The 23,800-nt window shown below is 37.7% G+C and carries 16 protein-coding genes; 5 read left to right on the top strand and 11 right to left on the bottom strand.

All coding sequences use genetic code 11. From position 1 onward, the window contains the following. Window positions 1–109 precede the first annotated feature (109 nt). The 3 genes from C3K47_RS11115 (at window position 110) to C3K47_RS11105 (ending at window position 5,009) form a co-directional block, all read left to right on the top strand. Complete coding sequence (locus tag C3K47_RS11115; RefSeq protein WP_103789215.1) at window positions 110–1,651, top strand: Re/Si-specific NAD(P)(+) transhydrogenase subunit alpha; 1,542 nt, start codon at window positions 110–112, stop codon at window positions 1,649–1,651. Between the two features lie 3 nt (window positions 1,652–1,654). Further along, window positions 1,655–3,055 (top strand): Re/Si-specific NAD(P)(+) transhydrogenase subunit beta, encoded by a 1,401-nt coding sequence (gene pntB, locus C3K47_RS11110; RefSeq protein ID WP_207765282.1) that lies wholly within the window; start codon window positions 1,655–1,657, stop codon window positions 3,053–3,055. Window positions 3,056–3,410: 355 nt separating this feature from the next. Then, complete coding sequence (locus C3K47_RS11105) at window positions 3,411–5,009, top strand: TlpA family protein disulfide reductase (protein WP_103789214.1); 1,599 nt, start codon at window positions 3,411–3,413, stop codon at window positions 5,007–5,009. Window positions 5,010–5,192: 183 nt separating this feature from the next. Here C3K47_RS11105 and C3K47_RS11100 read toward each other — a convergent pair whose 3' ends face one another. The 3 genes from C3K47_RS11100 to C3K47_RS19415 all read right to left on the bottom strand — a co-directional run bounded on the left by C3K47_RS11100 (window position 5,193) and on the right by C3K47_RS19415 (window position 10,188). Next, complete coding sequence (locus tag C3K47_RS11100; RefSeq protein ID WP_103789213.1) at window positions 5,193–7,622, bottom strand: hypothetical protein; 2,430 nt, start codon at window positions 7,620–7,622, stop codon at window positions 5,193–5,195. A gap of 302 nt (window positions 7,623–7,924) precedes the next feature. Continuing rightward, the gene (locus C3K47_RS11095; protein ID WP_103789212.1) at window positions 7,925–9,592 is read right to left on the bottom strand and encodes a formate--tetrahydrofolate ligase; all 1,668 of its coding nucleotides are present in this window, start codon (window positions 9,590–9,592) and stop codon (window positions 7,925–7,927) included. Window positions 9,593–9,978: 386 nt separating this feature from the next. Further along, window positions 9,979–10,188, bottom strand: coding sequence for a hypothetical protein (locus C3K47_RS19415; protein WP_133159368.1), 210 nt, complete (start codon window positions 10,186–10,188; stop codon window positions 9,979–9,981). Window positions 10,189–10,399: 211 nt separating this feature from the next. Here C3K47_RS19415 and C3K47_RS11090 point away from each other — a divergent pair, with 211 nt between their 5' ends. Both C3K47_RS11090 and C3K47_RS11085 read left to right on the top strand, forming a co-directional pair. Further along, entirely contained in the window at window positions 10,400–11,359 is a 960-nt protein-coding gene (locus C3K47_RS11090; protein WP_103789211.1) for a CorA family divalent cation transporter, read from the top strand. Between the two features lie 64 nt (window positions 11,360–11,423). Next, entirely contained in the window at window positions 11,424–11,825 is a 402-nt protein-coding gene (locus C3K47_RS11085) for a hypothetical protein (protein WP_103789210.1), read from the top strand. 279 nt (window positions 11,826–12,104) lie between these two features. Here the strand turns inward: C3K47_RS11085 and C3K47_RS11080 are convergent, their stop codons facing one another. The 8 genes from C3K47_RS11080 to C3K47_RS11045 all read right to left on the bottom strand — a co-directional run bounded on the left by C3K47_RS11080 (window position 12,105) and on the right by C3K47_RS11045 (window position 23,800). Beyond that, window positions 12,105–13,349 carry a retropepsin-like aspartic protease gene (locus C3K47_RS11080; RefSeq protein ID WP_165784680.1) on the bottom strand — a complete coding sequence of 415 codons (1,245 nt, stop codon included), beginning with the start codon at window positions 13,347–13,349 and terminating at the stop codon, window positions 12,105–12,107. Window positions 13,350–13,430: 81 nt separating this feature from the next. Further along, window positions 13,431–14,804 carry a thioredoxin family protein gene (locus C3K47_RS11075; RefSeq protein ID WP_165784679.1) on the bottom strand — a complete coding sequence of 458 codons (1,374 nt, stop codon included), beginning with the start codon at window positions 14,802–14,804 and terminating at the stop codon, window positions 13,431–13,433. Between the two features lie 31 nt (window positions 14,805–14,835). Continuing rightward, window positions 14,836–16,224, bottom strand: a complete 1,389-nt coding sequence (locus tag C3K47_RS11070) for a thioredoxin family protein (RefSeq protein WP_103789207.1) — start codon at window positions 16,222–16,224, stop codon at window positions 14,836–14,838. A 28-nt stretch (window positions 16,225–16,252) separates the two neighbouring features. Next, window positions 16,253–17,956 (bottom strand): S1 family peptidase, encoded by a 1,704-nt coding sequence (locus tag C3K47_RS11065; protein WP_103789206.1) that lies wholly within the window; start codon window positions 17,954–17,956, stop codon window positions 16,253–16,255. Window positions 17,957–17,990: 34 nt separating this feature from the next. Further along, window positions 17,991–19,370, bottom strand: coding sequence for a TlpA family protein disulfide reductase (locus C3K47_RS11060; protein ID WP_103789205.1), 1,380 nt, complete (start codon window positions 19,368–19,370; stop codon window positions 17,991–17,993). A 134-nt stretch (window positions 19,371–19,504) separates the two neighbouring features. After that, entirely contained in the window at window positions 19,505–20,851 is a 1,347-nt protein-coding gene (locus C3K47_RS11055; RefSeq protein ID WP_103789204.1) for a redoxin family protein, read from the bottom strand. Next, window positions 20,851–22,212 carry a TlpA family protein disulfide reductase gene (locus C3K47_RS11050; protein ID WP_103789203.1) on the bottom strand — a complete coding sequence of 454 codons (1,362 nt, stop codon included), beginning with the start codon at window positions 22,210–22,212 and terminating at the stop codon, window positions 20,851–20,853. The genes C3K47_RS11055 and C3K47_RS11050 overlap by 1 nt, the downstream gene beginning before the upstream one ends. Window positions 22,213–22,276: 64 nt before the next feature. Further along, entirely contained in the window at window positions 22,277–23,800 is a 1,524-nt protein-coding gene (locus tag C3K47_RS11045) for a PKD-like family lipoprotein (protein WP_103789202.1), read from the bottom strand.

The following is a 23,800-nucleotide window of genomic DNA, read 5'->3' as shown; positions in this document are numbered from 1 at the left end:
TCCATTTAAAATCATGTGGCAGGTACCCAGGATAAAAACCGGAACATGAGTAATGTCATTTTTAATTACTCAATCATTTTCGGTTATTTGATATACCAATCAAATTATTATGATAGTTGGAATTCCAACGGAAGTATCCCCTACCGAACTCAGGGTAGCGGCAACTCCTAAAACAGTGAAGCGCCTGATAAAACAAGGCTTCCATGTATGCATACAACAAAATGCCGGAGCTAAGGCAAATTTTACCGACAAAGAATTTGAAGAAGCCGGCGCCCAAATAGTTCAAACGGCCACGGAGATCTACGGCCAATCAGACATTGTATTAAAAGTTAAAGAGCCAAGCGTTGATGAAGTGGACATGATGTGGGGAGGCCTCGTTCTTCTCAGCTATTTATGGCCAGCACAGCATCCAGAGCTCCTTAAAAAACTGGCCTTGAAAAAAGTAAATGCGGTGGCTATGGATGCCATCCCGCGTATCTCAAGGGCGCAGAAAATGGATGTGCTCTCTTCCATGGCTAACATTGCAGGTTATCGCGCTGTCATTGAGGGTTCCTATCACTTCGGACGTTTTTTAAACGGACAGATCACAGCAGCGGGAAAAGTTGAACCCGCCAAAGTACTGGTGATCGGCGCTGGAGTGGCCGGTCTTGCCGCTATCGGCGCTGCCAATTCACTCGGTGCTATTGTAAGGGCTTTTGATACCCGAAAAGAAGTGGCCGAGCAGATCGAATCAATGGGTGCCTCTTTCCTAACTGTTAACATCAATGAAGATGGCGCTACAGCTTCGGGTTATTCCAAAGAAATGAGCAAGGAATTCATTGATGCAGAAATGCAGCTTTTTCTTGAACAAGCCAAAGATGCGGATATCATCATTACAACCGCACAGATTCCGGGAAAGGAAGCTCCAAAACTGATCCTCGATTATCACGTTGCAGCTATGAAACCCGGGTCGGTGATCGTTGACCTTGCTGCCTCTACAGGCGGTAATTGTGTACTTACCAAACCCGGTGAAGTTTATACTACTACAAACGGAGTAACTATTCTTGGTAAGCTCAATCAGCTCCCTAACCAGGCATCACAGCTTTATGGCAATAACCTTTGCCATTTGCTTGATGATATGGGCAAGGCAGAGCATTTTAAGATTGATATGGAAGATGCGGTAGTATCGCGTGCGATGGTAACTTATAATGGCTCGATCAACTGGCCACCACAGCCGCTGCCAGTTAGTCCTGCTAAACCGAAAACTGAATCTGCCGCTGAGAAAGCAGAAGAAAAGAAAGTAAATGAACAACAGCTTGCCAAAAAACAAGCAACCTCAATGTTCATTCGTTTGACGGTGATTGGGTTGTTTTTACTACTCATTGGCCAGTTTGCTCCTGCTGAATTCATGCAGCATTTCACCGTGTTTGTGCTCGCCGTATTCGTTGGCTGGCAAGTGATCTGGAATGTATCTCACTCCTTGCACACTCCACTTATGGCTGTAACCAACGCCATAAGCGGTATTATCATTGTCGGTGGGCTTCTGCAAACAACTAATGATCTTTCTAGTCCGCTTACCATTCTGGCATTTGTCGCAATTCTTGTGGCCAGCATTAATATTGTAGGCGGATTCCTCGTTACTCACCGTATGTTGAAAATGTTCAAAAAATAAAAGATGATGATCGCAAAAGAAATACAAACAGCAGCTTATCTGTTCACCAGTATTTTATTTATCCTCAGTCTGGGCGGACTTTCCTCACAGGAATCTGCAAAACGAGGTGTACTTTACGGCATCATCGGTATGGCCATCGCTATCCTTGCCACGGTACTGGGTCAGGGTGTTGAAGGTCATACTTATATCATTGCCGCTATCGCTATTGCTTCGGTGATTGGCGTATTTCTGGCTGCAAAAGTAGAAATGACCTCGATGCCCCAGTTAGTAGCTATCCTTCACTCCTTTGTGGGACTTGCTGCCGTCCTGGTGGGCTTTGGTTCTTATATGGATCCTGCTTCGCATACGCTTCCTCCTACCGAACATATTATTCACTTAGTTGAAGTATTCGTTGGAATTTTTATTGGTGCAATTACATTCACCGGTTCCATTGTTGCCTGGGGTAAGCTGGAAGGAAAGATCCGTAGTAAACCACTTTTATATACGGGCCGACATGCAGTGAACATTGTGTTGCTACTTATTTGCGTTGTTCTTGGGGTTTTATTTGTAAAGGCTGAAGGAACTGACGGCATGATGTATCTCTACATCATGACAGCTATTTCGGCTTTTATTGGTGTGATGCTGGTAATGGCCATTGGCGGCGCGGATATGCCTGTTGTGGTGTCTATGCTTAATTCCTACTCTGGATGGGCGGCTTCGGCAGCGGGGTTTATGTTGGGAAACGATCTGCTGATTGTTACCGGTGCGCTGGTAGGAAGTTCAGGAGCTATTCTTTCCATCATCATGTGTGAAGCTATGAATCGCTCCTTCCTTTCAGTGATCTTCGGTGGATTTGGGGAGGTTGCAGCCACAGGTTCTGCACAAGCCATGGAAGGAGAAGTAACTGCTATGACTCACGAAGAAGTTGCCAATCTTTTGAGAGAGGCAAAATCAGTAGTGATCGTTCCGGGTTATGGTATGGCGGTGGCCAAGGCACAGTATCCTATTCATGACCTTGTTGAGCGCTTACGTAAGTCAGGCAAAAAAGTGAGGTTCGCCATTCATCCGGTTGCCGGACGTTTGCCTGGCCACATGAATGTGCTTTTGGCCGAGGCTAATGTACCATATGATATTGTTCTGGAGATGGATGAGATCAATGAAGATCTTCCGGATACCGATTTGGTGATGGTGATCGGTGCAAACGACGTAGTGAATCCAGGCGCGCAAGACGATCCTGCCAGTCCGATCTATGGCATGCCAGTTATTGAAGCCTGGAAAGCAGATGAAGTTATTGTAATGAAACGCTCAATGTCGGTTGGATACGCTGGCGTTGAGAACCCGCTCTTCTATAAATCCAATACCGATATGTTGTACGGCGATGCCACAGAAAGCATGGAGAAGATCCTTGCTTCGTTAAAGGATTAAGTTGAAATTCAAGGTTTTGTCCTTGCTTTCAAATTTTATTATAAAACAGTCTCTCTGATGATGTATATAGTTTTAAAGAGGGACTGATTTAAAAGACAAAAAGTGTTCAGAATTATATTTTGAACACTTTTTGTTTTTTGTATTAGTCAGATCAAGAGAACGATTTTAATTACTTACGAACCATTTGATTTGCGAGAATAGAGGTTCTTTTCTTAAAAGTAATGTAACTATAATTAATTGCATAGAATTAAACAAGCAATAGAAAGAACTATTTGTTTATGAAATTTAACTTTTGAGTAAGATGGAAAGGGATATATTTGCGACATAAGTATTGCCACGTTAGTTACAATTCAAAATGAAAAAACAATTCCTTTTAATTGCCCTGTGCCTAGAGTTATTATTACCCATTGCCGCATTTGCGCAAGACAGTGTTACCGTTTCGGGAAAAATAAAAAACGTTGAAAAGTATTTAAAAGAGAATAACAGTATTATGTTCATTAAGCGTGATATTGTTTTTGATGAACAGTTGGTGTACAACGCCCTCATTCAACCCGATGGATCCTTTACCATTAAGTTACCAATTGACGTACTGCAAGACATTGTCTTTGTTTTCATGAATCGGCCAATTGGGTTAATAGTATCCTCTGGACAAAAACTGGTAATTTCAATGGATGCTGACGATATAAGTCACTCTTTAGTATTTTCAGGTTTTGAGGCCAAAACGAATAGCGTTCTAAATATTTTTTTGAATCAGTACCTTGACTCAAAAGTTAACAATAAGTCCACAAATGATATTTTAAGAAGCTATCAAAGTGACAGCTCAGCCGTTGCTTTTAAAAAATTCCGCTACAGCTTATTAAAAGATGAAATGAACTTTTACAACAGCTTTATTAAAAAAAACAAAACCACTGATTTATTTAACAGATGGGCAAAATATTTTATAGAATACAGGTGTGCTGATGATTTGATGCGTTATGATTGGATACAACAACCTGCGTTTAGCTTAAAGGCTGATTATTTTGACTTTTTTGGCCGTTTTACCTTAAATAATCCAGATGCTACCATATGTCACATGTATGGCCGCTACACCCATGAATATATTAATTACATAATATCCAGAAGAACTTATCATACGTTCACCCTTGACCTAGTTGAAGCAGCACTTTCTTACGATAAGGACATTACTGATGAAGAAAAAAATGTACTGCATGATTTCAAACACACCGACAGTTCAGCCGTTTTTGATGGCGACACCCTAATTCTAAAAAAAGTTTTGGAAAGAAATACCGACCTGCTTAAAACCTTAAACGATTTTGATTATATAGCTTCCAAAAGCGAGGGCTACCTACGCAATATTTTGTTAGCAAACTATGTTTACAAAAACATAAAAAGTAAACACAGCGCAATATCTACTCAAATAGCCGTATTTCAAAAACTGGTATCGGATGAAAACATCAAACAAAAAATCATGGCTGAATACCAGCATGAGTTAGATAGGATCAATAGATTAAAACTTCCCGCACAAGCTAACAATAATAATAAATCAGCAAATTCTGCAGACAGCACCTTTCAAAAGATTATAGAGAAATATAAAGGCAAAGTCATTTATGTCGATTTTTGGGCTACCTGGTGTGGCCCTTGTAAAGCTGAAATGCCCAATTCAAAGAAACTGCACGATGAGCTTAAAGGAAAAGGTGTAGTGTTCCTTTATCTTGGTGTTCAATCGGAGGAAAATGTCTGGAAAACTAACATCGCCGAACTCAAAATTGAAGGAGAACATTTCCTGCTAAACAATAATGATTACAATGCTTTAGCTGCCAGATTTCAAATTTCCGGCATACCACATTATGTTTTATTGGATAAACAAGGACGAGTGCGCGATGAAGATGCCAAAGGACCCAGCGAAGCAGCACTAAAGGATGATATTATTGCACTCTTAAATGAAAATTTATAACAAGTAAAAGGTGTACTTTATGGCATCATCGGTGTGGTCATCGCAATCCTTGCTGTGTTGGGTCAGGATGTTGAAGGACATTGATACGTTGAACACTTCGAATAACATAGGTTTATTCTTCAACTGATATTTAAATAAAAAGGGCTGTTCCTACGAACAGCCCTTTTCTCTAATTATTAATTTTTACAAATCTGTATCTAAATTTATTTTTCGATCCACAAAATAAACAGTTCCATTTTGAGAAATTCCTTCTGACCTAATGATCAATTCTTTTATTTCTTTAGGAACCATAAACTTAAACGTTGCCTTCCCTTTGGAATCAGTTTGCACATTGGGATTCCAATAGACACTAGCATACTTTTGATAATCTGTCGTTTCGGGTTTTAAGACATATTTAGGCTGAAAAAATTGAACAGGAGCGGCATAACCTTTAACTAGTAAAGTGCTTAAATGAGAATAATTATTACTATCCCACCAGTCAACAGGTTCTTTTCGAGTAATAATATTTATTGAACCATTTGAGCCATTCATGCCAAGCTTGGGATTAAACCTATTTATCGCAATTGCTTCAATATCTTCTATCCGGGCACGATCAAAGTAAGATGTTAGATTCTCGGTAAAACCATCCACAATAAGTGCCGGACTACCAGAAGTGCTTGCTCCAAGATTAATTGTTAAATTTCCATCACCATCGCGAGCGGTAAATGCATTGAACTCTATAAGTAATAAATTTTCCAATGAATTATAGAGAAAATAATTCTCTTTGGTGATCGTTATTGTTCGATCATCCATAGTACTGAATATATTTCCTTCAAATGGGTCTTTCTTTTTTTGTGCTTTGACTACAACTTCTTTTAACTTGATGGTTTTACCCCCAAATGGATTCTGAAGGATTACACTATCTGTTTGAAACGACCTTGAAGAATTAACGATAATAGTACTATCTAAATGCTGGGTAACAATCTGTGTTTCTATCACCCTGTTTTTAACCTTTCCTTCCAGGTTTGAAGCGTTTATGGTGACGTTACTGCTATCTTTTAAATACAGTTTTTTAAAAGAAGCCTTACCGCTTGAATCAGCTTCAACAGCAAGTATGAGGTTGTTTTCGGGTGAAAAAAGTGTAAAGGTTGATTTAGCTTCTGCTTTATTTTTAAATGCATTAATTGCCTTAACATTTATTTCGAAACCACTCTCAAAAGCATATCTCAGTTTTGGGGTGCTACCCGCTGTAATTTCCTGCCAATTGTAGCGTCTCCATCCTTGGGTTAATAACAAATTATCAAGCTGATACCTACGCTCATAATCATTACTTTCTAAATAATATTCCGGTGACTCAACGGTGCCTTTCAGCGAATAGAGCAATAAGACATCAGCATATAAAGAAGTCTTGAATTTATTTCCGGTAGTTTTAGCAGGCAAAACAGAAAAACTCAAATTTGCGATTGCAGGTTTTTGGGAACTATCAGCAGTGCTTACTTCAAAAAGTAAAGAGTCATTTGCAAGCTGATACTTAAAATCTATACTCCCTTTTATGTTAATAGCCTTATTAAATACCAAACGTTCGGCAATAGGCTGGGCATCGGCATTAAACACAGTAATGTAATTAATGCCAGGCCCCATTAACTTAGGATTTAAGAAACAGGAATTCAGTGTTGAATTGAAATTAAAATAGATACATTGGTACACATTCCCATTATTATGAACCAGTAAACAGAGAGGCTTATCCTTTACTTCAGACAGGGTGGCTTCATTGCAACTTAATTCAACTATTAACTTACTCTCATTCAGATTATTCACTGCAAGTCCAATTCCTTTTTTCTGAGGCATTGGCATACCAATTTCTTTTTGTTCCCCTTTCCCAAATTGTGTTATAATACGGCAAGAATCATTTCCTTCGGAGGTAATGGTAAAATCTCCTAAACCAAAAACATTAGTTAAAAAAGTTTGAAGCGTATCATTTTTTGAGTTAACTATAAAGCCGGTTGCCTGGGTTCCGTGTCCATCAGGAAGAGTAACTTTAATTCCGAAGCGGGTTTTAACCCCCTCTACAAACGAACCTCCCTCAGGAAAAACCTGTACGTCTGGAAGTTCTTTTTGATTTTTTAATATAGGTTTTTTTTGCAGATCGGAATTGAGGACTTTAATCGTTTGCCTATAGAACGATTGATCTTTAAAATTTCTCATCCAGTTAGTATACGCTCTCAGTGTGTATTCTCCGGCTTCTAAGTCTTCTTCAATATGAAAGGAATTGTTGCTTACTCCGTTTCGAACAAACAAGATTTTTCGTTCAATAAGTTTTCCCAGAGGATTAAATAGCTCGACATACAATTTACTGGTTTCATTCACTGGATGGGCATATAATGCATCATATACATAAGCTTTAAACCAGATATTGTCTCCGGCAAAATATTCCGAGCGATTTGTATGTACATATACCCGTTCGCGTGTTTGCTCAAAATACTGAGTATATGGTTTAACTACTTTCAACTTAAAGAGGTCAACAATTGGATCATCTGCTAAAGCGGTAACAGAGGCAAAAAGGACAATAGTTATAATCAGGTATTTAATTTTCACAGAAGTTAAATAAATTTCATGCAAAGTAATAAAAATCATTTTTGCTGCTTATAGACTTTTTGCTTTCATTCGGTCGAAGACTTTGATTTATTTTCCATCCTGTTTAAAGTTGTAGTTTGAACCCTTTTTGTCTTTACTATCAAGCAGCATTCCATGGGGATTATCTCAACTAACATCTTCTCAAATGGTTCTTTTAAACACAGTATTGAGAACTCGACTACTGTAATTGCATAAAAAAAGCGGCCGTCCATTTCTGAACAACCGCCATTAGGTTGAGATCTTCATTTATAGGGTGTTTTCATAAACACCTTTTTTTGAATTAATTTCTTTGATTCAGCTGCTTAACTCAATCCTTCAATGAATCCATTTTCAATTTTTATTTGCATTGCTGCAGGATCTTTTGGTAAACCGGGCATCCGCATAATATCACCTGCGATAGCCACAATAAAGCCTGCTCCTGAGTTAACCACTAAATCCTGAATGGTAATGGTAAATCCACTAGGTGCAGCACCCATTTTAGGATCATCAGCAAAGGAGTACTGCGTTTTAGCAATACATACCGGCAATGTATTCCAACCGTTTTTGCGGATAGCCAATAATTTACTTTGTGCCTTAGTGCTAAACTCTACGTAGTTTGCCCGATAAATGTTTTTTACAATCTTTTCAACTTTCAGCCTGGTATCATCTTCAAGATCATAGGTGAAATTAATAGGCTTTGAAGGTGTATCTTCAACGGTATTCACCACTGCCGCAGCTAGTTCCAACGCACCATCACCACCATATGCAAAACAGTTATTTACCGCAAAGGCTACATTTTGCTTTTCACACCAATCCTCAATAAATTCAATTTCTTCATCTACATCAGATGTATGACGATTCAAGCCAACTATAACACTTTGGCCAAAATTTTTCATATTCTCTATATGGCGCTGAAGATTTGGTAAGCCTGCCTTCAAAGCTTCCATATTTGGTAATTTGATATCCTTTTCAGCAACGCCACCATGCAATTTCAATGACAGTGTAGTCACAACAATTACCGTTGCTTTGGGTTGTAAACCGGCTAATCGGCATTTGATATCGAGGAATTTCTCAGCGCCGAGATCAGCTCCAAAACCAGCTTCAGTCACTACATAATCGGCATGAGATAGTGCCATTTTAGTTGCAATAACGGAGTTACAGCCGTGGGCGATATTCGCAAATGGCCCACCGTGAATAATAGCAGCAGTATTCTCAGTTGTTTGTACCAAATTAGGCAGAATGGCATCTTTCAATAATACGGCAATCGCTCCTCCAATACCCAGATCATGCACATAAAAAGGCGATTTATCCATTCGATAACCTAATAATATATTGTTAATGCGTTCTTCCAGATCTTCAACACTTGTGGATAAGCATAATAAGGCCATAATTTCTGATGCAGGCGTAATGTCAAAGCCCGCTTCCTGTGGAAGGCCATTGGTAGAACCACCAAGACCTGTAACAATTTGACGGAGCGAACGGTCATTCACATCTAAAACGCGTCTCCATACAATTTGCGACAATGCTTTATCTGTATTGCGGTTTTGATATTGGTAGTTATCCAATAAGGCCGCAATCATATTATTTGCAGAAGTAATAGCGTGAAAATCTCCGGTAAAATGAAGGTTGATATCCTCCATTGGCAATACCTGCGCAAAACCGCCGCCAGCAGCACCACCTTTCATTCCAAAACAAGGTCCTAGCGATGGTTCGCGTAGAGCAACAATTGATTTCTTACCTATTTTATTCAAACCTAGTGAAAGCCCAACGGAAGTAACGGTTTTACCCACGCCGGCTTTATTTGGTGTAATTGCAGTAACTAAGATTAGATTAGCATTTTTAGCTTGACCTTCGTTTAACTCATCCAATGAGATTTTGGCTTTGTATTTTCCAAATTGGATTAGATTATCAGAATCAATGTCAACTTGTTCAGCAATGACATTAATATGTTTTAAGTCAGCTTCACGAGAAATTTGGATATCGGCTTTCATCAAAAAATAAGGTTTATCAAAAAATAAATTGGTTAAAAATTGGTAATAGCAACTTTAGTTAATCAATCCCGAAAAAAAGTTGACAAATGTCACCTTTCACCTGATATTCCTAAGCACACGTATGAGGTGTGCGAAAACAGCATTGGGTTTGAGAACTTTACAAGACAAAGCTATTGGAGTAGAGGCTGTTATGAACTGATTTAAATCAATAAATTGCTCGTTACTAGCTATTTAGTTAGGTTATGCCTTCGGTTTATTCATGGAGAATTACTCTACTAACAAAGGTTTTCCCATGTAGACAAGGGAACGGCCTCGGGACAACTTGGACTTTAAGTACTGGCCAGTCATTAAGTGTAATTAGTCAGGGGATTCGTTTGTTAAGGAATTTATCTGTTCCTTCGCTTGAAAAAGATGAATGCGAAAGCTGCTAAAATAAACAAACCGACCAGGTACGCTCCAATTGTTGGAACAGCTACGCTGATTTTAAACTTGCCATTAATAACATTCAAATAATAATAAAATACAGAAATCAAACCGAAGACAAATAATGTGATAGTTAGTATCGCTGGAACGGAGATTGATATTTTGTATCTCATAATAATATTGATTAGTTAGATTATTCTAAGATAGTTACTAATCCAACAAAAAGTTTATGTCAGCTGCGGGTGATGGGTAGGTTTGAAGTTTAGTTTTCCTAATTTCGTTCTGCCACGTGGGACAAAGACGCGTTTAGAAAACCGCAGCCGTGATAAATGTTACCAACAACCATAAAAGCGCATTGAGTTACAATAATACAAGCGACAAGGAATGAATATTGAACTAATATACAAAGACAAAACAGTTGTAAGAATAAATAGTCTCACTGAGATTACTTACAACATTGCTGAAATTGTGAATATTCAATTCATAAACTACTCTGAAGAAGATATTAGATTAATAGAGAAACTTTTTGAAATAGATGCCACTATACTCAATAGGGGAAATGACATTGAAATTAGTTCTCATTATTTAGAAAATGAAAAACAAATCGCAGTTAATTTTTCTATTCCATATTTTAATTTAGAAAACCACATCAATGAAGAGATGATTTGTTTAATACTTAAAGACAAAACATTATTCACATTTATAGCTGTTGACTTCGATGAATTTATACCCGAGAAACAAAGAAAATCTTATTTTGAAAAATTTAGCGGATTTAAAATTCCAGGTGATTCCTACCTATTATTATTGATAGGCTTTATATCAGACTACTTTGCAGATTTGACTGAAATCGTGTCAAAAAAAATAAAAACAAATTATTCGGATATTCTACAGAAGAAAAATTTTTCTGAACAAGAATTAGACAAGATAACAACCTATAGTTTCAACAACTTAATAATTAAAGAATCTATAAACGAGTTTAGAAGGATTCTGCATTTATTCAGAAAGAGCAATAAATTAAGTAACGAAATTAAGGAAGGGTTATATTTTGAGCTTAATGATTTGTCGGTAATAAATGAATACATCCAAAACAATTTTGAAAGATTGGATGACATAAAAGAAAACATATCAAGTAAAATTGACCTGGAACAAAACAAGATATTCAAGACACTTACTATCATAACCGTATGTATTTCACTGCCCATGTTAGTGGCAGGAATTTATGGAATGAACTTTAAATTCATTCCTGAATTAGAGTGGAAATGGGGTTACTTCTATGTGATCATCTTAATGGTTTTGAGTTTTTCCGTCCCTTTAATCTGGTTCAAACGAAAAAAATGGTTCTAATAGCAGCGGCTAACAATTGCCAAAACGTTATGCACTATAATAATTTACCGAAACAATCAATATCATGAAAAAAGTTTTACTAGGACTCTTATTTACAGTTTTTTCAATTACAGTTTTTGGACAAACGAAACAGCTCCAATCGAAAAAAGAAATTGACTCATTTTGTCAAACATTTCTTACCCATTTAAAAGCGAATGACGTGCAAAACGCCACAAATTATCTTATGAATTATTGGATTGAGCACGGAACTGAAAAACAAAGAAGCAAACAATCATTTGTTGCCTATTTACAAAATATCACTAAGGAAAATGGAAGGGTGATTTCCTATAAATATGTTGGTGAAAAACTGGACTTAGATGTTTTAAGACGTAGCTACAACTTAAGTTTCAAAAATAAATTAGTTGAGATTACGATCTGGTTTAACAAAACCCAAAAAGGATGGACGGTTCATGGCTTTAATGGATAAGTAACGCAGGGCGACTATTAATTACAACGCACAACATGAGCTGGGTTAAAAATCAAGAAAAAAGCACACGATTTTCAGCATAATTCTTCTTGAACGGTTATTAGATGTCGTGATAACTATCTGGATTTAGTATAAAAAAGGCTCCTAATAAGGAGCCTTTTAGCACAAGTTCTAAAATTGTAGTTGATGAAGAAAGATTTTAATTCTATCCGTATTTAAACCACTCAATAAAGCATTCTTTAAATGAGTTGCTGACAATAACATCAACCAATAAAACTCTTAATTTTTGAAATTCTTATTTGGAGTTAGATAATATTGACCTGCAGCCACATTAATAATGCAGTTAAATTGCTTGATGATCTCAATTCCTAAACTCCCATCCCCTTCTCTCGACCATTTTTCATCTCCATCCCTGAATTCCTGAATGGTACCCTGGAAATTGTTAATTTGTTTATCACCTAGCTTAAGATGGTTAAATACACCTTGGACAGACGGAGTTCTGTGTCCCATACTGTTGTTTATTCCTTTATAAAGCACTTTAAAGTCTTTCAACAATTCCAGCTGCTTTACAGAAGGTCCGTATAAAATCACCGGATAACCGGCACCGGTATCAAAATGCAGTTTGCTTTCAAACTTCTTTCCGTTATTGAGTTCTAAATCAGCTGTTATAGAAGGAATACCAAGAGAATAATCTAATGGGATGATGGCTCCATTTTCGGGATATTGGTAGGATCCAAAACTTGACAATTTGATCACTGAGCGGTCAAAATCAATTTCGGTGATAAATTTTCGAAGTAAATTACCTCCCAATAAGCCATCCAGATCGTCCATAAAAGAAGGGAATAGACCTATGTTTTGGTTGGGAATTGAGGTTGAACCAAATTTCAGCTCATTTCCGGATGATATGTTGATCTCATACCCGCCCCCAACAACATTGGTTTGCTGCTGTCGAGCGACCTTCAACCCTATTTCATCGGCAACTGCCTTTTTCATCCCCATCCCGTCGGCTCCGGTGTCAAACATAATGCGCAATTCGCGATCGCTATTATTTACTTTTACCTTTATGACGATCCGATTCCTGTCTAAAACAAAAGGAAGTTCGGCAACCAATTTTGATTCCTGGCTCAGATCAACGCCATATAATTTATCAAAGAAGCCAACTCTTTCGATTTTGCCCTCCGCATCCAGGTAAATAGTAGATTCAAAAAGCTGCTCATTAGGATAGCTACATTTAACGATCAGCTTACTTCCATTTTTATCCCGTTTCACCTTAACCAACTCCAACTGATCAACCAAATGGTTGTTGAATATGCCGGCTAGCATGTTGTCAGTAAATTGTGGTGATGAAAAAATCCCGATAGCGAAGGATTTTGACAGTCTTGTTTTGAACAAATCGGTATTCTTTTCTTTAAATGCTTGCTTTATTCCCTTAATTATTGATTTAGGATTTTCCCCGGCAATACCATTAAAGGCAAAAGCAACAAATAAAATAAGTGCTAAAACTCGTTTAATTATTCTGTTCACTAGCATGTTGAAAAAATAAAAAGTAAAAACCCAGACCTGTAGTCTGGGTAATTAAAGCTAAAATAGTATTGAAAAATCTTCTTAATGAGCTGCAGCTCTCTTTTTCGTTTTAAGAGCCACGAAAGTAACCTTGGCTTCATCATTCTTCATTTTCTGAAGTAAAGTTTCGGCATCGGCCAGGTATTCGTCATTGTTTTTCTTCATCTCTTTGAGAACGGTAGTTTGCTGTTTTATGGCTGCCTTTTTATCGCCAAGGTTATACAATGCCGTATTCATGGCGTTAGTATAATAGAAAGTAGCCGGACTGAGTGTTTGAGCCTTTTTATACAACTTCATCGCCAAGTCTTTATCCTGCTTTTGAGTAGACTGCTTTAAAAGTACAGCAGCATAACTTGCACATGCATTTGCGGCATGGACAGAATCGAGTGAAGGAACGTGTTCAGGGGCATTTTTATCGATGATAATAAGACTCTTATTTATGGATGAAGTCTGATCTGCGGGCAAAACGAACCTGGTAATAAATTCACGACTTGCCTGTAAAAGTTGACTACTATCGTTTGTTGCAGAATAGACTTTCATTTTGATTTCCAAAATCTTTTTATCTCTTTTCGATTCGTTCAACACAATAGCGCCCAGTTCAGCAATTCTCTTGTTTAACAGATCTTCCTTTTCAGCTTTCGACAATTTGCCACCGCCTATATAATCGAATGACTTATCGAACTCCTTCATTAATTCACGGTCGAAATCTGCAGCAGCAAGACCATCCTTTTTGCACAGCAGCCCATCAATTGTTTTATAGTTTTTAACCAGGTAATCATATACTTTAGCACCTCCCTTAAAGTTTTCAGCTAAAAAACACAATTGATCATTGGTAGGCTGTTGTGAGATATATTTATTGAGGTACTGCTCTAAAGGCCGGCTTACCATATTATTATTCCTTTCAGCCACTAAACGTTTAATATAGGTCTGTAGGAAGGCCTCATCATAATTTCCCGAGTCAAATCTGGCCGTCATTTCCTTTAGGCTGAGTTCGGTTTTGCCGGAAAATTTATTTAGCATTTTGTCGCCTAAATCTGCAAACATTGAAGCTGGCATGGAACTTTTCGATTCCCCAACAAGGGATTCATCCGCCGGATTAATGAATAAATAAGTAGGGTAAGAACCAACCATATATTTCTTGGTAATAGCAATCCCTTCACCCTTTTCGGCATCAATTTTTACGTTTACAAATCCTTTGTTGAATTTCTCTCCAATTTCAGGTTTAGTAAACACTGTTGAAGCCATAGCTTTACATGGACCGCACCAACTGGTATAAACATCCACAAAAATGGGCTTATTTTGTTCTTTTGCCTTTTGAACAATTTCCTTCCATGATGTATGTTCAAACTCAATGCCTTGAGCCCAAGCGCCCATCGCACTAATTAATAGTAGAAAGCTTAAAATCTGTTTTTTCATTTTTTTAATTTCAAAAGTGATTTGCATATAATTAATGGCCAACTCTCTTTTTCATTTTATAAGACACGAATGTAACCTTGGCTTCATCATTCTTCATTTTCTGAAGTAAAGTTTCGGCATCGGCCAGGTATTCGTCATTATTCTTCTTCATCTCTTTGATAACGGCAGTTTGCTGTTTTATCGCTGCCTTTTTATCTCCAAGGTTATACAATGCCATATTCATAGCGCTAGTATAATAGAAAGTAGCCGGGCTTAGGGTTTGAGCTTTTTTATACACCTTTATTGCTAATTCTTTATCCTGCTTTTGAGTAGACAGCTTTAAAAGGCCGGAAGCATGAGATAAACAGGTATTTGCTACAAAAGTCGAATCGATTGGACCAACAGGTTCAGGAGCATTTTTATCAATGATAATAAAACTACGACCTATGTACGTAGTCTGATCAGACGGTAAAATGAACCTGGTTATATATTCCCTTTTTGCCTGTAAAAGTTGAATACTATCCCTATTTGCATAAGAGAATTTTAGTTTAGCATCCAAAATATTTTTATCTCTTTTCCAATCCTTTGAAACAACAATAGCTATGTTACCTAAACACTTGTTAAACAGCGCTTCCTTTTCAGCTTTCGGGAGCTTAGGTCCTGTTGCCACCTCGATTAGATTACTGGTCTCCTTCATTAATTCACGGTCGAGATTTGCGGCTGCAAAGCCATCCTTTTTGCACAGCAAAGCATCAATCGTTTTATAGTTTTTAATCAGATAATCATATACCTTGGCATTAACCAGATAATTAAACATATTATCATTTCCGCTAAAGTTTTCCGCTAAAAAACACAATTGCTCATTGCTTGGATGCGCTGACATGTATTTATCCAGGTACAACTCTAAAAGCTTACTTACAGACTTCTCAACCTTTAAACGTTTTATATAGGTCTGTAGGAAAGCTTCATCATAATTGCCCGAATCAAATTTGGCCGTTAATTCCTTTGTGCTGATTTCGACTTTGCCTGCAAACTTATTTAGCATTTTGTCGCCTAACTCTGCAAAAATTGAAACTGGCATAGAACTACCCGATTGCCCAATAAGGGACTCATCTTTAGGGTTAATGAATAAATAGGTAGGATAAGAGCCAACCTTATATTTCTTGGCAATATCAATCCCTTCACCCTTTTCGGCATCAATTTTTACGTTTATAAATCCTTTGTTGAATTTCTCTCCAATTTCGGGTTTAGTAAACACTGTTGAAGCCATTGCTTTACAGGGACCGCACCAACTGGTATAAACATCCACAAAAATGGGCTTATTTTGTTCTTTTGCCTTTTGAACAATTTCCTTCCATGATGTATGTTCAAACTCAATGCCTTGAGCCCAAGCGCCCATCGCACTAATTACTAGCAGAAAACTTAAAATATGTTTTTTCATTTTTCTTAATTTAAAATTGGTTGGCTTCCTATAAAATTATTTTAGACTCTTTAACAAATTGTACAATTACTTTAGCCGGTATAGCTAAGGTTGTAGTACGGCAAAACCTGGCAATGTTTATTCCGTAGAAAACTCCATTGGCACCATATAAAGGCCCTCCACAATCGGCAGGATTTAATTTTCCATCATGAACCAAAGCCTCTTTAAAATTATCGCGTCTTTGGCTTTTTCCTTCTCTAAAGTGATCAAAAGAAACGTTAGGCGCTACGTAATAATGTTTAAGAACAACATCCCTGGTATAAGTGCTGCCTGACTTTTTAGTGTATTGAAGGCTGACCGATTGATCAATATCATACTTAGATAATTCCTTCGACAAGCCATCCACAGTTAGGATCGACTCGTTATTTATCCTGGTTAACACATCGCCGATCGCTATATCATTTTCACCTCCCTTCGCATTTTCAGTCTTAGCGTTTGTCCTTTCAGGATAAAGCGCGGTAACTGAAATCTTGCGCGTATCCGTATTGAAATTGACTCCAATACCTAAAAAAGCGGCGGGCGACTTGGGTATTGCTAAAAAACAGTTGCCCAGAACACTCATTATACCTTCATTTTTCGGTCTAGGTGAAATTAAAAAGTTGCCAACTTCTTCAAAAGAAACCGAATCGGTATTGATTGACTGAAGAGTAACGCCGCCATTTATTTCCATGGAAACTTCCAAAAGGGCCAAGTCGTTCTTTTCATCACGATTAAGCACTTTGGCACTAACAAACTTCCCTGAAACCACTTCAATAATCGGATGCTCGCTTAATTCAGAACTTTTGGTAATGAAGAAACTTTTGCCCTTTAAGTCTGATTCGGGAAATAAGCCCTTCAAATTGACCAGGGTACTCAATATCGACACCTTTTGAACCGAATCTTTTACCGCAAATACTGTTTGCTGAAATTCTGCAGCCTGTGCCTTAAAGCTTGAACTTAATGCTGCTATTTCAGGAACAGGTTTTAGCATCTCCGCTTTCTTATCCGGTGAAAACTTATCTTCAGGAATAAAGGCGGTATGATTTTGCGGAGACTGCAATGCTGTCCAGTATTTTCTGAAAACATCTATAGGGGTTTCGAAATTCTCCTCTTGGCCATCTCTGATGCGGCTATGTATGCCAATCACCCTTCCTTGTAGATCAAAAAGTGGCCCGCCGGAATCTCCTGGCTCCATTAAACAAGTGTTTTGTATATACCCATTTTCATGCAGCTTGTTAGAAATATATCCAAATCGCACCGTAGGATTATTGAGTCCCAAATTACCGGGACAAGCTATACTGAGGCAGGGTACATTGTTTTCAAGTAGTGAAGACCAGCCCATTTTCGCAGTCGGCCATTTGCCTTTATCGGTAATTACCAGCATGCCGGCATCAGCACTAACGATCACACCTAAACCTTTGGCTTTAACTTGCCGACCATCAGGGAAATTTACCAGGTAAATGGCATTTGGTGTTACAGCATGTCCTGCAGTAAGAATATGTCCCTTTTTATCCACCACCACACCACTGAAATTGCCGCCAACTCCGGTTTGTAATTCGGAATTATACGCGATGATGCGCACTGATGCATTATAGGCCTGTTTAATGCCTTGCTTAACTTCGGCCTGCAATTGCTCAACATTCAAACTGTTATTTTGAGCAAATGCTGGCTTCAAAATTTGCAGGCAAATTAAAAATGCAAATAGCTTTTTCATGTGGTTCGTCAATTGCAAAAGGTTACTGATAAATCTATTTGGTTCCTAAAACGGCTTCCGGGTTCTTGCTTAATTCAGAAAGCAATAACTCTTTCAGTTTAGGATTCGAAGGACGAGGAGCATCAACTGTTACCACGTTTCCTTTTTTGTCGAATACCATGAATCTTGGAATTGCCTTAATGTCATAATCCTGGGTGATTTTGCTCCATCCACTTGCAAAAAGTTGAACGCCTTCCAAGTTCATGTCCTTCACCATATTCTTCCATTTCTGTTTGTCTTTTTCTTCGTCAAGCGATACTGAAATAAAGACAATATCTTTTCCATGGAATTCTTTTTCCAGCTCTTTTAATGGAGGGATCTCCTGTTTGCAGGGACCGCACCAAGTGGCCCACACATCTACTAATACCACTTTTCCTTTAAAATCGCTCAATGAAACCATTTTATCGTTCTGATCAGCATAAGTGAAATTGGCCGCCGGCTTGGCTCCGGTTTCAGCGGTATAGTATTTCGTATTCAGTTTTTCAACTGCCTTTTTTTGATATTCAGATTGAAAGTACTTACCGTATGTCTCCACTATCGCTTGAAACTGAGCATAGTTTTTCACTTGCTTCATCGCTAAGCCAGTGCTCAGAACATATGCACCTTTTACCTTGTCTGAATTAAAGAAGGTCAATCTATTGTCTAAGGTTGACCTGCCTTGCACCGCATAATCAGCATACAAGTCCATGAAACGCTTACCATAAAGCATTCGCAATACCTCGTCATTGTTAAATTTATCCTTAGAAACAATGGTATTGTAATAAGGGATAAGCTCTTCTTTCTTAGGATATTCAAAACGCGGTGATCGCATAAAGTTCAATGCGTAAAGGTCCAGATCATAACCCGTCACCTTTTTCATTAACTCATTGAAGCCGGCATTTTTGGTATTGATGGTTTTTCTGAACTCTTCGGCTTTGGCCGCAACGTTAGTAAACTCCGGAAAGAAATCACGATAAGTGCTATTGTTGGCAAAGTGAAGGGATTTATTCTTCAGGCTTTCCGTCTGTTGAATCCATGATGACAGAATGGTGTTTTCTGGAGTTTGCTTGCCTACAAATTTCATGGATTTATTATAAATCGAGACCTCTGCTTTATCTCCTTTTTTAAAATAGATCGCAAATTTACCTCTTGAAAAGTCCGGCCATCCAATTACATAAAAACCCTCATATGCGGGAGTAAACAAAAAGCCAAATGAACCATCTGCTGCCAGTTTGGTTTTGGCCACTTCAACCGGCTCTCCATCCTCAATAGCGAACAAGGTAATGTCCTGATCATGATAAGCATCTGACCCTACTGTCCCCCGGATCTCATTCATTTGGGCAAACAAGGTGCTGCCCAGCAACATAGCCAAGGCTAGCATCACTAATTTTTTCATATTTTATTTTATTAACCTGCGGTCAGGTTCGGTTTATATTGATTGGCAAAAACAACAGCGGCCCAAAGACCGCAGTTGAAATAATGAATAAAATATTCTGATCAAACAGACATTATGAATGAACTCTTAGTCCACTATAATGATCGTTCTTTTGAAAGTTCTTTAAGCAATAGTTCCTTTAATTCCGGTTGTGATGGTCGCGCAGAATTTGTATTCACAATTTTTCCCTCACGGTCAAATACCATAAAACGCGGAATGGTTTTGATTTGATAGAAATCCAGTAATTCATTTTGAGGGCCACCGAATAATTGAATGCCTCCCATTTTCATATCATTGATCATGGCCAACCATTTGTCCTTATCTTGTTCCTTATCCATGGTCACACTTACAAAGGCAATATCTTTATCGTGCAGCTCCTCTTCCAGTTGTTTCAAATAAGGAAGCTCTTGCTTACAAGGTGCACACCAGGTTGCCCAAACATCCACCAACACCACTTTGCCTTTAAAATCATTGAATGAAACCATTTTGCCATCTTTATCAGGGAAGCTGAAATTTTTACCCGGGCCACCCGATGACTTCAAATATAGTTTCAGCCCCAAATCCTTTACTTGTTGCTGAAGACCTGGAGATGTTTGAAGATAGCGGTCGTATTTCTTTACAAAATTCTCGTAGTTACGGTAATTCCAATTCTTTGTAAATGCCAGGTTTCTATTAAAAATATAAATGCCTTTTTGATGGTCAGTAGCAAGTAAATTCATTTTAGCATCCATATCCCCTTTAGCAGAATAATTCAAATATTGGTTAATGAACTTTTCACCATACATGATCGACAAAATATCATCATTAGGGTAGTTTTCCTTTTTAATGGTTTTGTAATAAGGAATCAGATCTTCCTCTTTGGGATGGACTTTACGAGGCGTTTGTTTAAAGTTAAGTGCATAATAATCCAAATCGAAAGTAGTCATGGCAGTCATTAAACGATTAAAATTGGCATTCTTGGTTTTAATCGTTTTTCTGAACGAATCCGCCTGAGCTGCAACTTTCGTAAATTCAGGGAAAAAGTCTACGTAAGTACTCGATGCAAAAGAATAAAGTGATTTTACCCTTATATTCTGCGTCAGATCGGTCCAGGATGAAAGAACGGTATTTTCAGGAGTCTGTTTACCGATAAACTTCATCCATTTGCCATCAATAGCAATTTCGGTTTTATCACCCTTTTTAAAGTACATCGGAAACTGGCCTTCCATTGCTTTATTAATACCTACAACAAAGAAACCTTCAGCCTCTGGATCAAACAAAAAACCAAAAGCCCCATCTTTAGATAACTTTGTACTAGCTACCAATTTCAAGTCACCATCTTCAATGCTATAGAGGTTGATTGCATTATCATTTGTATTTTTTGCCACCCCGCGAATTTCACTCATCTGAGCAAATGAAACTTTTGACAGCAATAGCGCGGCAAGTATTAAAACTTTTTTCATTATGATTTCTTACTTAATAATTCTTTTAAATAGATCTTTAGCAGGGGATTTGAAGGGCGCTGGCAGCATTTAGCATTTACCATTTTTCCTTCTTTATCGATGATCAAAAAACGAGGAATACCCGTTAAGCCTACTTTATTGAAAAACGGATTTTTTCTCATTCCCTCCTTCATGAGTAATTGCTCACCCTTGAGATCACGTTTCGTCAAAAACTGCTTCCACAATTCAGCATCATTATCGCCGGATAGAGAAACGAATACAATGGCTTCACCTTGCATTTCGTGCTCCAGTTTTTTAACGAAAGGAATTTCAGCCACACATGGGTGACAGAAGGTAGACCAAAGATCCATGAAAATATATTTACCCTTATAATCACTAATAGCAACGGTACTCCCATCAGGACGCGCGAAGGTAAATTCGCTCATATCAGTACCGGGCAATGCGTTGATAAAATTCTTTTTTCCTTTTTCAGCTTTTGCAAGGGCGGCATTTATCTTAGAAATAGATGTGGGGTCTTTTACTAAAGGCATCGCTTCTTTAGCTACTTCATTGATAGTGAAAACATCGCTTTCCAATGCAGCATAATCTAATAGATCAACGATATAATCTTCTCTTAATTTTTGGTTTTTAACTTCTTTGGCGAAGTCGGCAACCCAGGTATTTAATCTTTTAACATTTAATTTACCGGCTTCCATTTTGGCAAACATGAGCTCGGAAATGGTTTTAGACCAGCTGTAATAGTTAACGATTCCCGGTTCTAATTGAAGGTCCAAATCATCGAATTTAACTTTATTGATCAGCCCTGTTTCACCTACCACTTTAGATTCCATATAAGGACCGAATACCTTATCCAAATATTCACCTTGTGTATAACCTAATAAAATTTCCCGGTTACTTACCACCTCTGGGTTAGTTGAAGCATTGATCTCATTTACCCGGTTAGTATAAACCTGTTTTAACGTATATTGTGAATTTTGATAGTTGTATTTGTGTGTCAGGTCAACAAAAAACTGGTTTAACTGACCTCCCTTGCCACTAAAAACAAGTTTATTCTCTTTTACAGCAAGGCTAAGCTCATCGCCCGGATTTAAGAATACTTCAATTCCTCCTTTGAAACGCGGATCAGAGATCATCATGTTACAAAAAACAGGCTTTGCTAAATCAACCTCCAATGCAAAATGACCATTTGAAACGGTAGCCTTTGCCAGAAGTGTAGGGAAGGAACTCTTAATCCATACGTTAACCCCGCTCCCCTGTAAAGCATCTCCCTTAATTATTGTTTTAGCGCCTGGATCTGCTAAAACAGGGATAGAGCTACCCAATCCGCAAAATAATGCGGCATAAACCAAAAACTTCTTCATTAATGTTTTTTTATCAATTGGTATAAAGAAGCCGGAAGTCGAGAAACTTCCGGCATTAGATTTTTTAGCGCTCCCTGTAGTGCAAGCTTACAACCTTACCAAAACCGGTAAAGGTTTTATCCAACACTAAATCCCCATGAACAGTAGGAACGGTGAACATTTCCATTTTAGCATTTTTGTCGGCCGGTAATGCCGGATCATAACTACATACGATTAACTTATTATAGTCTTTATATTTTGTAGTTTTATGAAATGTCTGAAACTTCAAAACAGATATTTTTTCCGCACCCTTATCTAACATCAGTTTAGTGTTTTTTGTCGCCCTATCATATTCATACACCTTTCCATCAACGTTATAAAATATGTATCCCAAATCAGGGCTGATGGCAATTTGTTCTGCCTTATCAAAATCTGTAGCGGTCATCTGATCGTAATAATTTTGAGTTCCAGCGGGAAGAAATGCAGCCAGCCAGTACTGATTAGACGCATTTTTCAAAATAGCCACTACTTCCTTTGCACTTAGATAATAGTCCATGTAGATAAGATCCATTCCAATACTATAACTGAATTTTCTAGAAGCTACAACCGGATCCGTAAATGTTGAAACAGTAGCATTTGTAGAGATTGAATGCTTTACAAAACGTTTATTTTCCACATCAAATACAACACAAGTTCCATTGCCGTCATTTTCATTTATGGGTATAAATGGAGCTATTTTAAATAACTTTCCATTTAAATAATTAAGAGGTGTACTGAATCTAACCCCATACGTTTTGTCATAAAGAAAAAGATCCCCGTTGGCAATCATGTATGCACGCCCATTTAGCCCGCTTTTTCTTAATACATCATAATGAAAATTTTCAGGAGAAGCATAACCAAACACCTCATTTTCAATATTGTAATTGCTTGAGTAGCTGAAATTGTCCGGTTGAATTCGATTCGTTTCATGATCGGTTCCAACATAAATACCATAAGGCAGGTTAATGCCAGGGGCCACAAAAGGAGTACCCGTATCATAGGAATATACCATTAAGGGTTTACCTTTTAATTTTAAATCGGAACCTGTTTTAGCCAATAAGTCATTAATGGGAGTAAACGTAGTATTATCCAGATTAAGAGAAATCAAATCTAACTGCGCATTCCCATTAACATCAGTCATTAATAACCAACCTTCATTAATTTCATTTCTAACATTTAATTTAAAAGGGTGATCAAACCGAACTCCTGTTTCTTTATCTGTAATTCGATAATAAAACTGATAAGGATCTTGAGTCACCTTTAATGGAAATCCTTCAAACTCCAGATCTTTGGTAGTAGCTAATACCTTAATTTTTCCTGCATCGGTTCTATCAAAATAGGTCCATTCATAACTATATCGCGAAGGATCACCCTTGGTATCCATTGTATAAGACACCTCCGGTTTAATGGTCAATGGCTTTCCAAAAACGGCAGTAATTGTACCCGTTTCGCTAATGTTCGAAACTGTAACCTTATTAATATCATGATATTCATAGTTACCAAGATCCTTTTTGCAAGAGCTTGCAATAACTATTGAAGCGGCTAATAAATAAGAATATATTTTTTTCAT

This window comes from Solitalea longa (genome assembly GCF_002920915.1).
Lineage (GTDB): Bacteria > Bacteroidota > Bacteroidia > Sphingobacteriales > Sphingobacteriaceae > Solitalea > Solitalea longa.
The sequence above is the reverse complement of the archived record's forward strand: the minus strand, read 5'-3'. Positions and strand labels throughout refer to the sequence as shown.